This is a genomic window from Kitasatospora sp. NPDC101155 (assembly GCF_044768305.1).
GTDB lineage: Bacteria > Actinomycetota > Actinomycetes > Streptomycetales > Streptomycetaceae > Kitasatospora.
This window is the reverse complement of record NZ_JBIWPN010000060.1, coordinates 9,194-22,911: the sequence shown is the minus strand read 5'-3', so window position 1 is coordinate 22,911 and position 13,718 is coordinate 9,194. Positions and strand designations below refer to the sequence as shown.

The following is a 13,718-nucleotide window of genomic DNA, read 5'->3' as shown; positions in this document are numbered from 1 at the left end:
CACACCCGTATGGAGTTCCGTCGCCGCGCCCTGGCCAGACTCGGCCGGGCTGAGGAGTCGGATGTCCCGGTCGTACTCGCGGGCACCCGCAGCGTGCTGCTGCTCGCGCTGGCCACCGTCCTCGTGGCGGGCGGCGCCGTGTGGGCCTGCGCCGGATCGCTGCCGCAGACCGTGCACGCCCCCGGAGTCCTGACCCGCGCGGCCGGCAGCACGACCCTGCGCAGCCCGGTGGCCGGCCAGATCGTCGATGCCCCCGTACCCGAGGGCGCCGAGTTCACGCCCGGCACCGTGCTCTTCACCGTCGCGGGCGCCGACGGGCCGCACGTGGTGCGGGCGGTCTCGGCCGGCCGGATGGCCTCCGTGCTGGCCGTGGTCGGCGGGCAGGTGACCGTCCGCGACACCCTGGCCGTCATCGAACCGGGTCCGGCCGGTTCCCCGCTCGAAGCCGCCCTCTACCTGCCGCCCGCCGACGCCGCCCGTGTCCGGCCCGGCCAGCACGTGGACCTCGCGGTGCTGTCGGTCCCCGACCAGAAGTACGGCGTGGTGCGCGGCACCGTGCAGGAGGTCGGGGCCCGCCCCCAGACCCGCGGACAGCTCGCGGCCTTCCTGGCCGACCCCGAACTCGCCGGCGACTTCGTGGCCCGGGGCGAGCCGGTCCGGGTCATCGTGCGCCTCCTGCCCGGCAACACGGTCAGCGGCTACCGCTGGTCCACGCTGCAGGGGCCGCCCTACCCGATCGACACCCGCACCCTGGTCAGTGCCGCCATCGACCTGCCGCCGGTCAGGCCGGTCAGCCTGGTGGTGTCCTGATGCCGACGGTCGTGCGGCACCGCCGGGTGCGCACCCCGCACGTCCAGCAGATGGAGGCCGCGGAGTGCGGCGCCGCGAGCCTGGCCATCGTGCTGGGACACCACGGACGCCACGTGCCGCTGGAGGAACTGCGGATCGCGTGCGGGGTCTCGCGGGACGGCGCCACCGCCGCGGCCCTGGTCAGGGCCGCCCGGAACTACGGCATGAACGCCCAGGGACGGCGTCTGGAGCCCGGGCAGCTGGCCGCCCTGCGCCAACCCACCGTCGTGTACTGGCAGTTCAACCACTTCCTCGTCGTCGAGGGCTTCAGCCGCCGTTTCGGCAGGCACCTGGTCCACCTGAACGACCCGGCCTTCGGCCGCCGCAGCGTCTCGGCCGAGGAGTTCGACGAGAGCTTCACCGGCCTCGCCCTGACCATGAACCCCGGCGGCGATTTCGTGCGGGCCGGACGCCGGCCCGGCCCGCTCGCCGGACTGCACGCACGACTCGCCGGCACCGCACCCCTGTTGTGGCTCATCCTGCTCTGCGGTGTGCTGACGACCCTCACGGGCATCGCCCTGCCCGCGCTCACCCGGTGGTTCGTCGACCTGGTCCTGCCGCACGGCGACCGGCCCCAGGCCCTCTTCCTCGCCCTCATGGCCGCCACGGTGCTGCTCACCGCGGGGGTGACCGCGCTGCGCCAGGGATTCGTGCTGCGCGTCCGCCTCGTCGCCGCCACCCGTTCCTCGGCGCGCTTCCTGCGGCACCTGCTGCGGTTGCCCACCGCCTTCCACGGCCGGCGCAGCACCGCCGACCTCACCCGCCGCATGACCTCCCACGACGACGTGGCCACCGTGCTGTCCACCGACGTCACCAACCTCGCCGTCAACGCCCTGACGGCGGCGGTCTGCCTCGCCCTGCTGGCGACGTACGACACCTGGCTCACCGGCGTGACCGTGGCCCTGTCCCTGGTGAACCTGGCCGCCGCGCGCCAGGCGGCCAGGGCCCGTGCCGACGGCGCCACCCGGCTGGCGGCCGACGAGACCCGGCTCTACACGACCACCGTCAACAGCCTCCAGCTCATCGAGATGCTCAAGGCGACCGGCGGCGAGGCCGAGAACTTCCGGCGCTGGACGAGCGCCCTGGCCACGGTGGTGACGAGGCGCCAGCGCGTCGACGCCGTCGGCTCGCTGCTGATGGCGGTCGCCCCGACGGTGGCCGCCGTCAACGGAGCCCTGCTGCTCCTGATCGGCGGGGTGCAGGCGGCCCACGGGCGGCTGAGCATCGGGGCGCTGGCGGCCTTCCAGGTGTTCGTCACCGGCTTCAGCGTCCCGCTGGCCCAGCTGACCGCCTCCGTCGGCCGCCTCCAGGACTTCGGCGTCCTCGTCGCCCGCCTCCGGGACGTGGAGGACGTTCCCGCGCAGGACGCAGAGGACGCAGAGGACGCGGGGGGCACCCCCGCGGAGCCCGACCCGCTGTCCGACGGGCAGGGCACACCGCACCGGCTGACCGGTCACCTGGTCCTGGACCGTGTCAGCTTCGGCTACAACCCGACCCGGCCCCCACTGCTGCACGACGTGTCGCTGACCGTGCGGCCCGGCCGGCAGGTCGCGCTCGTCGGTGCCTCCGGCAGCGGCAAGTCCAGCGTCGCCCGCCTCGCGCTGGGCCTGCACCGGCCCTGGAGCGGCACCGTCACCCTCGACGGACGCCCGTTGGACGACGTGCCGCGCCAGGCCCTGACCTCCTGTGTCGCCTCCGTCGAGCAGGACGTCGTGCTGTTCGAGGCGAGCCTGCGGGACAACATCACCCTGTGGGACCCCTCCGTACCGGACGAGGACGTCGTCGCCGCCCTGCGGGACGCCGCCGTCCTCGACGCGGTCCTCGCGCGCCCCGGCGGCATCCACTGCCAGGTGGCCGAGGACGGCCGCAACTTCTCCGGCGGTGAACGCCAGCGCCTGGAGATCGCCCGCGCGCTGGTGCGCAACCCCCGCCTGCTCGTCCTGGACGAGGCCACCAGCGCCCTGGACGCCGAGACCGAAGCCGTCGTCACCGACCGGCTGCGCCGCCGCGGCTGCGCCGTCGTCGTCATCGCCCACCGGCTGAGCACGGTGCGCGACAGCGCCGAGATCATCGTCTTCGACGACGGACGGGTGCGCGAACGCGGCACGCACGACGAACTGCTCGCCGCCGGCGGGCTGTACAGCTGGCTGGTCAAGGAGGGCTGACATGGAACCCCGGACCGCCGCACCGGCATCCCCCGACCCCGCGCCCTCCCTCGCCCGCCGCGGCGAACCCGCCGGTCAGCGGCCCCTCACCCTCACCTCCACCGGCGTGCTGTGGCTGGTCGCGGCCGGAACCGCCGACCTGTTCGCAGCCGACCCGGCGGGGACGGGAGGCCCCTGGCACCACCTCGGCCGACTGGGGCCCGGTGCCGTCCTGGCCGCCCCCGCCGCCGGACCCCGCCACCAGCTCGTGCTGCGTCCCCTGGCCGACGCCCGGCTGCGCGCCATCGACCTGCCCGAGGACCCCGCCGACCCCCTGACCGGCCCCGAGCTCACCGCCCTCGACCTCGGCGTCGACACCGTCCTGGGCGTGCTGGCCGACTTCACCGCCGCGTCCGCACCGGGCCCCAGCCTCTGCGCGGCACCACCGACCGGCGCCGTACACGCCGCACACAGTGGGCAGGACCGCACCGGCACTGCCGTGCACGACCGCGCCGCAGCACACCTCGCCGACGCCCTGCGCGCCGCCGAGACGGCCATCGACACCCGGGAACGGCGCCGGGACCGTCAGGCGGCCGCCTCCAGGCAGGCCGACCGGGACGCCCGGCGGCGTGCGTCGGACGCCCTGCGGGCCGCAGTCGCTCCCGGGCGCGTCGCGGCCGTCGTCCCCGGGGAGGGTGCGGACGTGGCCGACCGCTACACCGCCGTCGCCGTCGCCCTCGGCCTGCCCCTCGCCCCCGACCGTGCCCCCGCCGGACCCTTGGCCGGGCCCGGAGGCGAGAGCGACCCCGTCGCGGACCTGGAACGCCGCACCGGCACCCGGGCCCGCCGGATCGCCCTGACCGGGCCCTGGTGGCGCTTCGACCACGGCCCGCTGCTGGGCCACCGCACGGCCGACGGCACCCCCGTCGCCCTGCTGCGGCGGTGGGGCCGCTACCAGCTGCGGGACCCCGACGGGGGCAGTTCGCACGTCACCGCGCGCACCGCCGCGACCCTGGAGCGGACCGCTGTCACCTTCCACCGCCCGCTGCCCGCCGGGCCGTTGCGGCTGCGCGACCTGCTGCGGCACGCGATGCGCGGTTCGCGGGCCGACACCGCCCGCATGGTCGCAGCCGCGCTCGCCGCCGTGCTCCTGGCCTCCCTCGTACCGCTGGCCACCGGCACCGTCCTGGGCTCCTACGTGCCCGCCGGGCGCACCGGCAGCATCACGCAGCTGTGCCTGGCGCTGGTCGCGGCCGGCCTGGCGTCGGCGGTCTTCGGGGTGGTCGAGAACGCCGCCCTGCTGCGGTTGGAGGGACGGCTGGAGGCCACCGCCCAAGCGGCGCTGTGGGACCGGCTGCTGCGGCTGCCAGTGCGTTTCTTCAGCCGCCGCTCCACCGGCGAGCTCGCCCAGACCGTCCTCGGCGTCCTGGCCGGGCGCACCGCGCTGGCGGGCCTGACCTCCCTGATGCTGCACTCGGCCGTGGCCGTCGTGGTCGGCCTGGCGCTGATGTACTGGATCAGCGTGCCACTCGCCCTGGTCGCGACCGGGCCGATCCTCGCCGCCGTCGCCGTGCTCGGCCGGCTCGGTCTCCTGCAGGCCCGGGCCCAGGAGGAACTGCTGGCCCGCAGCAGTGCCGTGACCGACCGGGTCTTCCACCTGCTGCGCGCGCACACTAAGATCCGGGTGGCCGGTGCGGAGGACCGCGTCGTCGCCGACTGGGCGGAACGCTACCGCGACCAGCAGTGGGCGACCCGCCGGGCGGTGCGCCTGCAGAACACGGTGGCCGTGCTGGCCGCTTGCTACCTGCCGCTGTGTGCGACCGTCGTCTTCCTGGCGTCCGGTCCCGTCGGCGCCGGGGGCTCCGAGGCGCGGTTCCTGTCGTTCTACGCCTCGCTCTCGGTGGCCGTCAGCAGCGCCGTACAGGTCGCCGTCGCGCTGAACTCGGCCCTGGCCGCCGTCCCGCTGTTCACCCGGCTGCGCCCGCTGCTCGCCCACCCGCTGGAGGCCGGCGCCGACGCGGAAGCGCCTGGGCGGCTCACCGGTGACATCACCGTGGAGCACCTGTCCTTCGGCTACGAACCCGGTGTACCGGTGCTGCGGGACGTCTGCCTGCGGGTGGGTCCCGGGGAGATGCTCGCCGTGGTGGGCCCCAGCGGCTGCGGCAAGTCGACCCTGCTGCGCCTGCTGCTCGGCTTCGAGCAGCCGTCCTCGGGCGTGATCCGCTACGACGGCCGCGACCTGGCGACCCTGGACGGCACCGCCGTCCGGCGGCAGTGCGGCGTGGTCACCCAGCACGCACGGCCGCTCGACGGCACCATCCTGCAGGCCATCACCGCCGAACGCGGTCACACCCTCGAGGAGGCGTGGCAGGCCGCCCGGCTCGCCGGACTCGACGAGGACATCGCCGCCATGCCGATGGGCATGCAGACGCTGCTGAGCGACGGCGGCGCCCTGTCGGGCGGACAGCGGCAACGCCTCGCCATCGCCCAGGCCCTGATCAGGCAGCCCCGCATCCTGTTCTTCGACGAGGCCACCAGCGCGCTCGACAACGTGACCCAGGCGGTCGTCGCCGACAGTACGCTGCGGCAGCGGGCGACCAGGATCGTCATCGCCCATCGGCTCTCCACCGTCGTGAACGCCGACCACGTCGTCGTGCTCGACGTCGGCCGAGTGGTCCAACAGGGCGCGCCTGCCGCGCTGATGGCCGACGCCGACGGCCCGTTCGCCCGGCTGGTGCGGCACCAGCTTCACTGACCCCCACCCCGCCGGTCAACCGGGGCCGGCGCTCCGGTGACGCAGGCTGCCGAGGTGGTCGCGTGCCACGCCCCGCAGCACCGCGAGCGTGCGGGTCTCGTGCCCACGATCCGGGCCGATCAGCCGGTTGTGCTGCATGTGCAGCAGCCCGTCGACGGCCACCGAGGTCCGCTCGTCGAGCGGCGCGCCGATCACGGCCTCGCCGAAACGGCGCGGCGCACCGCTCCGCGCCCACAGCCTCGCCACCGCCCCGGCTCCCGGCAGCCCGCCGAACGCCTGCAGGCAGCGGCCCGGAACGATCCGGGTGAGCGCCGCCGCCCGGTGGCGCCGGTAGAACTGCCGGCCTTCCTCGGTGTTGGGGTACTGGCGGTCCACCCACTCCCACCACGGCCAGTCACCCAGCGCGTCGAGCAGGACGCCGTGCTGCGCCGCCGCCACGATCTCCGACGGCAGGCCATCGCCGCCCGCGGCGCACACCGGAATCAGGCCGAGCGCCGCCCGGCTGTCGAGGGCGAAGACCTCCTCCGCCAGCGCCAGGGCCGCCGGGCCGCCGTAGCGCTGCTGCTCCGGGCGGTAGCCGTCGAGCACCCAGTCGCCGGCCAGCCCTGCCTCCCGCAGCCGCGTCAGGCCCGCGTGCAGCGCCGGCAGCACCTCGCGCAGCAGCACCGCCGGATCGCCGTGCAGCCGCAGCCGCAGGTGCGGGGCCGGGTCCTGGTACCGGGTGAAGAACCAGCGATCGGTGTGCCCCGACTCCCGCACCGCCTCCAGGAGGCGCCCCAACGGTCCGGCCAGGAGCCGGTCGTGCTCCTGCGCGGCCGCGTACAGCTTGACGTACAGCCACTCCCCGCCGGGGCTGTGGAGGGGCACGGGCGAGACCGGCGGCACCGGGGCGGGCCGGGCCGGCCGCGCCGCGGGATCGGGCAGCCGGGTCAGTGACACCGCGATCTCGTGGGCGTGCCCACCGAGCCAGCCGAAGGCATCGGGGGCGGACGCCAGGTCCTCCTGCACCTCGACGCTGCCGTCGCGCAGCTCCTGCCGGAGCACCTCGAGGTGCAGCGGTTCGTCCAGGTCGAGCGCGCAGACCCGGTCCCCGGCCGCCGCGAGCACGTGCCGGGCCACGCCCAGCGACGACCGCCACTCCTCGAAGGCCGCCCGCCACCGTGCCGCCGGGACGTCCGGGCCGCACATGCCCGGTGCCGGCCGCCACCGGGCCGGGGCGACCACCACGCGCCCGTGCCGCACCCGCGGCAGGAACGGGTGGGCGTCCATCGCCCCCCAGCGCCACGGCGACCAGGTCGCCTGACGCACCGTGGACAGCTCCAGCAGGAACCGCACGAGCGGCGGCGCCGCGGTCGCGCTCAGCAGGTGCGGTTTGCGCACGACGATCTCCCGGCCGCGCTCCGGTTCCACCAGCCGCAGCCGGCCCCGGTCGGCGACGACGGCCAGCCGCCGCCAGTCCAGCGTGCCGGGGGCCGACCGGTCGGCGAAGACCCCGACCGGCAGGACGTGGTCCAGCAGCCGGGGCACCTGGCTGATGTTGCGGTGCCGTGCGCCGGCCGGCTCGAACATCACCTGGGCGCGGAGTGCCCCGGGCGGTGCGGGTTCCGCCACCAGGGCCGCGACCTCGCGGGTCCCGAGGAGGCCGGCGAAGCGTCCCGCCGAGGCGCCCGCGCTCTCCGAGCCGCCGGACGGCGACAGCAGCAACGTGAAGTCACCCGCCGCCAGTTCCGGCACGCTCCGCGCGAGGACCTGGGCGAACAGTTCGAGCGACGCGGGGCCCGGTTCGCCGTCGTGCGCGACCTCCAGCCGCCGCAGCGTCTCCTCCCCCAGCAGGACCTCCCGGCCGCCGTCGCGCAGCGCGTCGTGCACCAGCCGGGCCAGTGCCGCGTCCCGCTCCCCGCCCGGCCGCGGCCGACGGTGCGCCGACGACCGGGCGGCACCCGGCAGCCCCAGGCCCCGGTGGGGGTCGGTCAGTTCGGGCAACGGCACCGCCAGCCCGTCGCCGTACCGCTCGGTGAAAGCCGCGGCATAGGCGTCCAGGTGCGGCAGGATGCCGTGGTGCGGCGACATCCGCCACAGCGAGGCCGCCAGGTGCTCCAGTTCGCGGCCGACAGCGGGCGGCAGGCCCACCGCGGCGTCCGCCCGCACGTCGACCTGGAGCGGCGGCGGCCCCGACTCGCGGACCCCGCGCAGTACCGCCTTCGCCCGGCGCAGCTCCTCGCGCCCGTCACCCGGCGGCGTGCGGGCGTAGGCCTCCAGCGTTTCCCGCGCCCCGGCCGGCACGGCCCGCGTCCCCGGGACGGCGCGCAGCCGCAGCTCGTCCAGCGCGGTAGCGCCGATCACCTCGGCCGTCAGGGAGGTGAGCAGGAACCGTGCCGCGACGAGTCGGCGCAGCAGCAGGTCGGCCCACTGCGGTGCGGGTGCCAGCCCGCGCTCCACCAGTTCCCCAGCCAGGGTGGAGAACCGCACGGGCAGCGCCGCGCGCTCGTACACGAACCGGACCGCAGGGCCCAGCCGGACCGATCGCTCCCGCCCCGCCGTGGCGCCGTCCGCCGGTGCCGCCCACGGCAGGTGCAGCCGGTCGCCGCGGATCCGGCACAGGTCGTTGACGACGACCTGCGCGTCGTCGACCGGCCCGCCCGCCGCCACGCACGCGTCGACAACCCCCGCGAACCACTCGGCGTCCGGGCGCACCGACTTGCGGTGCGCGTCGCCGACCCGCGCGTAGGGCGCGGGCGTCAGCTCCGCGAGGGCGACCCCGGCGAAGGTTCCGAAGGGGGTCGGGCGCCGGGTGATCCGCAGGGCGTACTTCGTCAGGGCCACGGCCACCGCGACCAGCCGCCCGCGCCGCGGCACCCGGCCCTGCTCGATCTGCCGCAGCGCCGACGCGAGCGAGTCGCTGGCCAGCTCCACCGCCTCGCGCAGCACCGGGTGGGAGGCCAGGGCCGTCACGTACGCGGCCAGCTCCTCGTCGGTCCCGTCCGGGTCGCACCGGGCGGCCCGCGGACCCAGTCGGTCGAGAGCGCCGACGGGGAGGGCGGCGATCCGCAGGACGACCCGCTCGGCGGCCGCGTACCCAGGGGTGGTCATGCCCCCACTCAACGGTGGCGACAGCACGGTGGCAATGGCCCGCACCAGGGATCTCGGCACATTCCTCGGTCCCGCGGCCCGGACAGCCGCACGGCTCCGGGCTCGGTCGTGGGGGCTCCTCCTAGACTCCTGGCATGTCTTTCGGGGTGGACGGGCGGGAACTGTACGAGGCCTTGGCGTGGTACGAGGGGGTGGAACCGTACGAGGCGGTCGTCGTGCCCTGGCTCTGGCGGGCCCAGGACGGTTACCGCGCCTGGCTGGCCACGGCGGCCGAGGACTCCTCGTGGTGGGCCGAGAAGGGGGCGGAGCCGGACGGGCAAGACCTCGTGTGGGAGCTCTACGCCCTGCAGAGGGTCAGCGACCGGCTGCTGCTCACCGTCCGGCCGCACTTCGACGAGCCCGGTTCCCCGGAGCCGCGGCCCTTGCTCTCGGAGCTCTCGGAACGTGCGTACCTCGAGGTGTTCACCGCGCTCGGCATGACGCCGTTCGAGGTCGGCGACGCGTTCGACCCCTTCCTCCACGAGATCGTCGAGGTCGAGCAGGCCGACGACCCGCACGCGCCGATCGAGATCACCGAGGTCGTGTGGCCCGGCCTGATGCTGGGCCGGCTGCTGTTCAACCGGGCCGGCGTGCGGGTCCGCGCTGGCGTCGCGCACGCGCAGCGCGGCATCGCGGACCGCTCGCCGCTGTACTGGACCTTCCGGCGCCGGCACCGCCCGACGGTCGACCTGTCCCAGGGCTGGGGCGGCAATTCCCAGTGGCGCACCGACTTCCGCCTCGACTACCGGACCCCGGCGGGCGATCGACTCAACGTGGCCGGGGACCGCCCGATCGACGGCAGCGCCGACCTGCACCCCGACCACCCGAGGAACCTCAGTCCCGAGGAGCGGCTCCTGTCGCCCGGCGACCGGCGGGATCTGCTGCGCCACCGCTGCCTCGTCCGCGCGCCCGAGGCCGCCTCCACGCTGGCCGGATCACCCGGCTGGGGGGAGTAGGTACCACCGCAGGTGCCACCGTAGGCAGTTGCGCACGTACCACCGTGGGTACCCCGTAGCTCCCGGCCGTCCCCGCGAGTTTCCGCAGTTCAGAGGCCGTTTTTGGATGGCCGGAAAATGTGATAACCTCTTCTGTTCATCCCTTTGCCCGGCTCGCTGGTAGGTGGAGAGCGGTGGTGGGTGACGGCCCGGCCGTCTCTGGCGGCAGTCCCCGGGCAGGCCGGGTGTCGATGCCCGACCGGATCCGGCAGTGCCCCTTGCCCGACCGATGCTCCCAGACGGCCCCTGACGGCGGCTCCCGCGCCTTGACGTATCGTCCGGCCCCGGGGGAGTGCGGACCGGCCCCCGTGCGGCCTGGGAACGGCCCCTCTCGGGCCTCCTGATGCAGCTCCTGATGCAGCTTCCGCTGCAACTCCCGATGTGGCTCCTGATGCCAGTACCCCCGCCCGGCGCGCGGGGTGGCATCTGTGCAGCTCAGAGGCCAACCAAGGTGGCCGGAAAAGCTGACAACCCTTTCTGCGCGCCCTGTTCTCCTGGTGGTGGGGGTGGGGTGGCGGTGGTGCGCCGTCGGGTCGGGTGGCCTGCGGCGCCTGCTGGCGGGCCCTGCGGGCGCGCCCGGCCTGACCGGGCGCCGATGCCGGGCCGGGGATTGCCCACCTTTCCGGGCCTTCGGCGTGGTCGAGGAGCACGGTGCCGAGTTCTCCTACGATTGCCCTGCCCGGTCCTACAGTGGTGCACGCCCCGCGACGCCGTGGGCAACGCTGGGGGGGGGAATCACATGGCACGGAAACGCTCGCTGCGCCTGGCTGTCCTGGGGGCGGCTGTGGGGGGTCCTGTTGCCGGTGGCCGGGTCCGCGAGCGGGCTGTCGCAGGGCCCAGATGACGCCATGTCGCCTGGGGCCCGGACCTACCTGACGACGGCGCTGGGCCTGGTGGAGCAGCACTCCGTCCTGCGCCACCAGGTGAACTGGGCCCAGCTGCGACGCCGGGCGCGGGCCTGTCCAGCCAACGGTGTAACTCGTGTGATGTGAATTATCGGCGGCCGACGGAGAGTCGGCTGTCGAAGGCGATGTCGAAGGCCTGGAGTGCGGGCTTCCATCGCATGGTCCAGCGCTTGCGGCCCTGCCCGGTGGGGTCGAGGCGCATGACGGCCATGTAGACGCACTTCAGTGCCGCGGCCTCGTTCGGGAAGTGCCCGCGAGCCCGGACGGCCTTGCGGATGCGCGCGTTCACGCTCTCGATCGCGTTGGTCGTGCAGACGATCCTGCGGATCTCCGCATCGAACTGGAGGAATGGCACGAACTCGGCCCAGGCGTTCTCCCAGAGCCGCACGATCGCCGGGTACTTGGCGCCCCATTCCTCCTGGAAGTCCAGGAAGCGGTCCTCCGCGGCCCTCGCGGTCGGCGCGGTGCAGACCGGCTTGAGCGCGCGGGAGATCTTGTCCCAGTCCTGGCGGCCCGCGTAGCGGAACGACGCCCGCAGGAGGTGAACTATGCAGGTCTGCGTGACCGCCTGCGGCCAGACCGTCCCGATCGCGTCGGGCAGGCCCTTGAGGCCGTCGCAGACGACCATGCACACGTCCTCGACGCCCCGGTTCTTGATCTCGGTGAGAACCTGGAGCCAGTACTTGGCGCCCTCACCGCCGTCGCCGGCCCACAGGCCGAGAATGTCGCGGGTGCCGTCCACGGTCACGGCCAGCGCGACATAGATCGGCCGGTTGGCCACCTGGCCGTCGCGGACCTTCACGTGGAGGCAGTCGATGAAGATCACCGGGTAGACCGGGTCGAGGGGCCGGTTCTGCCATTCGGCCATCCCGTCCATGACCTTGTCGGTGATGGTCGAAATGGTCGACTTCGACACGCTCGCCCCGCAGACCTCGGCCAGGTGGGCGGAGATGTCGCCATGCGTCAGGCCCCGAGCGGACAGCGACAACACCATCTCGTCGACGCCGGTCAGCCGGCGCTGGCGCTTCTTGACGATCTGCGGCTCGAAGCTGCCCTCTCGATCACGTGGGACGGAGATCTCGACCGGGCCGACGTCGGTCAGCACCGTCTTCGAGCGGACGCCGTTGCGGCTGTTGCCGCTGCCGGCGCCGACCGGATCGTGCTTCTCATAACCCAGGTGGTCGGTGATCTCACCTTCGAGGGCGGACTCCAGCACGCGCTTCGTCAGCTGCTGCAACAGCCCGCCCTCGCCGGTCAACTGCAGCCCGCTCGCACGGGCCCGGTCGACCAACTGCCCGATCAACTGGTCGTCCAGCAGATCCGCCGACAGCTCGACCGGCCGGACCTCTTCAACCGCCTCAACAGAGACAGTCACGTCGCTCATCAGGTGCTACTTCCATGATCGGGAGTTACACCGAAGACCGTACAGACCCTTGCGTGGGTCAACCCCGGGACAAGGGGGGCGGTGCAGCAAGCAGGACAAGTGGGCGGTCGGCCACGGCCGGTGACGGGACAACATGCAGCGCTGCTGCACCGGGCGGCGGGACAACATGCAGCGTCCGCCCGGTTACCGCGCTGTCCCTGTGCAGCAGGAACTCGGCGGCACCCTGTCCGGGCGCACCGACGCCCCACTGACGGTGACGCGGCACCTCATCCGGTGGCCGCCGCGGGCCTGTGGAACAGCGCGAGAAGCACCGGATCCGCATCCGTGCCCCGGGCAAGCCGGCCGCTGGATTCGCGCGGGGTCGTCACCTGGGTGACGACAGGCGCTCCCGGCGAGCTCCCGGACTCCCGTTGAGCACCTGAGCCCGGCTCGCCGACCAGAGCGCTCGTCCCCGCCGGGAACTGCTGACGTACCGGTCCGGCAGGCGGTCAGTGTGGCGGGAACGGGGCGTGCGGAGTCGTGCAGTGCGCCCCGCACGGTGCAAGTTCCGTGGCCGGAGCGACTGTTGGGTGTGGTGGTGTGCCGAACGTTGGTTCATACGGGTTATTCGCTCGGAGGGGTATGGCCTTGGCCGGCTGGTGTGGTTGTAATGGCGGTGACCGACTGTGGGGTGCCCATTCCCTTGTCGGGGCGTCGGGGTGGTGATCGCTTGACGGGTCACCGTCCCCATGCACGGGCACCCTGACAGGTGGAATTCGTCGGCCGTACCATCTGGCGCGGCCGTGTGCGGGCAGCCCCGCTCCCGACTCGCTCAAGGGGCTGCTCACATGGCAGTAACCATCGTTCCCACTCCCGTGGCGGCGTGTTCCACCTTCACCGCCACGGCCACCGGCGCGCCCGCGGCGGCCGTCACCGCTGTCTTCTTCTACGACGGCGCCGCCCCGCAGACGGTGCCGGTGGTCGCCGGCGCCGCCGGACCGGTGACGTTCACGGCTGTCGGCTCCGGCCCGCAGCTGGTCCTGGTGACCTACCTGAATGCCGTCCCCGCGGTGGTCGGGGTCGACAGCGGCACGGTCACCGTCAACGCGGCACCGGCCGGGACCATCTCCACGACGCTGTCGATCGCCGTCGGCGGCCTCGTGACCGCCGGGACCACCCTGACCTGCGGCGCCGGCCTGGGTTCCGTCAACGGCACCCTGACCTACACCCTGCCGGGCGGGGGCACGGTCACCACCCCGGTGGTCAACGGCGTGGTCGGTCCGGCCAGTCTGGGGCTGGGGCTGACGGGCGGTCAGGTGGTGGGGGTCAGCTTCACCCCCGCCGCCGGCACCTGTGCGGCCTGCACCTTCGCGCCGATCACCGTCACCGTGCCGGCGCCGCCGACCTGTTCGGTGGTCATCATCCAGCCGGTGGTCGGCCCGATAGTCGCCGGCCAGCCCACCGTCGTGTCCGCGGTGGTGCTGTGCAACGGCGTGCCCGTTCCGGGTGCGACGGTCACCTTCAACGGCGGCGGGGCCATCCCGGTGACCGTCACCACCAACGCACTCGGCATCGCCA

General features: G+C 74.1%; 6 protein-coding genes and 1 pseudogene. 5 read left to right on the top strand and 2 right to left on the bottom strand.

Annotated elements, in window-relative coordinates:
• Nucleotides 1–9 precede the first annotated feature (9 nt).
• The 3 genes from ACIRYZ_RS41140 to ACIRYZ_RS41130 are packed head-to-tail and all read left to right on the top strand — an operon-like array spanning nt 10 to nt 5,748.
• Nucleotides 10–810, top strand: coding sequence for an HlyD family efflux transporter periplasmic adaptor subunit (locus tag ACIRYZ_RS41140; protein ID WP_402953769.1), 801 nt, complete (start codon nt 10–12; stop codon nt 808–810).
• Nucleotides 810–3,014 (top strand): cysteine peptidase family C39 domain-containing protein, encoded by a 2,205-nt coding sequence (locus tag ACIRYZ_RS41135; protein ID WP_402953768.1) that lies wholly within the window; start codon nt 810–812, stop codon nt 3,012–3,014. The genes ACIRYZ_RS41140 and ACIRYZ_RS41135 overlap by 1 nt, the downstream gene beginning before the upstream one ends.
• 1 nt (nt 3,015) lies before the next feature.
• Nucleotides 3,016–5,748 carry an NHLP bacteriocin export ABC transporter permease/ATPase subunit gene (locus ACIRYZ_RS41130; protein WP_402953767.1) on the top strand — a complete coding sequence of 911 codons (2,733 nt, stop codon included), beginning with the start codon at nt 3,016–3,018 and terminating at the stop codon, nt 5,746–5,748.
• A gap of 15 nt (nt 5,749–5,763) precedes the next feature.
• Here ACIRYZ_RS41130 and ACIRYZ_RS41125 read toward each other — a convergent pair whose 3' ends face one another.
• Entirely contained in the window at nt 5,764–8,838 is a 3,075-nt protein-coding gene (locus ACIRYZ_RS41125; protein ID WP_402953766.1) for a lantibiotic dehydratase, read from the bottom strand.
• Between the two features lie 134 nt (nt 8,839–8,972).
• Between ACIRYZ_RS41125 and ACIRYZ_RS41120 the strand changes: the two genes are divergently transcribed.
• Nucleotides 8,973–9,833, top strand: coding sequence for a hypothetical protein (locus ACIRYZ_RS41120; RefSeq protein WP_402953765.1), 861 nt, complete (start codon nt 8,973–8,975; stop codon nt 9,831–9,833).
• 1,032 nt (nt 9,834–10,865) lie between these two features.
• Here ACIRYZ_RS41120 and ACIRYZ_RS41115 read toward each other — a convergent pair.
• Nucleotides 10,866–12,152, bottom strand: coding sequence for an IS256 family transposase (locus tag ACIRYZ_RS41115; RefSeq protein ID WP_402953786.1), 1,287 nt, complete (start codon nt 12,150–12,152; stop codon nt 10,866–10,868).
• 836 nt (nt 12,153–12,988) lie between these two features.
• Between ACIRYZ_RS41115 and ACIRYZ_RS41110 the strand changes: the two are divergent.
• Nucleotides 12,989–13,718 (top strand): annotated as a pseudogene (locus ACIRYZ_RS41110) (hypothetical protein); the annotation flags it as partial.

Coding starts and splice junctions, on each gene's coding strand:
- ACIRYZ_RS41140 (WP_402953769.1), top strand. CDS start 10: ATGGAGTTCCGTCGCCGCGCCCTGGCCAGACTCGGCCGGGCTGAGGAG.
- ACIRYZ_RS41135 (WP_402953768.1), top strand. CDS start 810: ATGCCGACGGTCGTGCGGCACCGCCGGGTGCGCACCCCGCACGTCCAG.
- ACIRYZ_RS41130 (WP_402953767.1), top strand. CDS start 3,016: ATGGAACCCCGGACCGCCGCACCGGCATCCCCCGACCCCGCGCCCTCC.
- ACIRYZ_RS41125 (WP_402953766.1), bottom strand. CDS start 8,838: ATGACCACCCCTGGGTACGCGGCCGCCGAGCGGGTCGTCCTGCGGATC.
- ACIRYZ_RS41120 (WP_402953765.1), top strand. CDS start 8,973: ATGTCTTTCGGGGTGGACGGGCGGGAACTGTACGAGGCCTTGGCGTGG.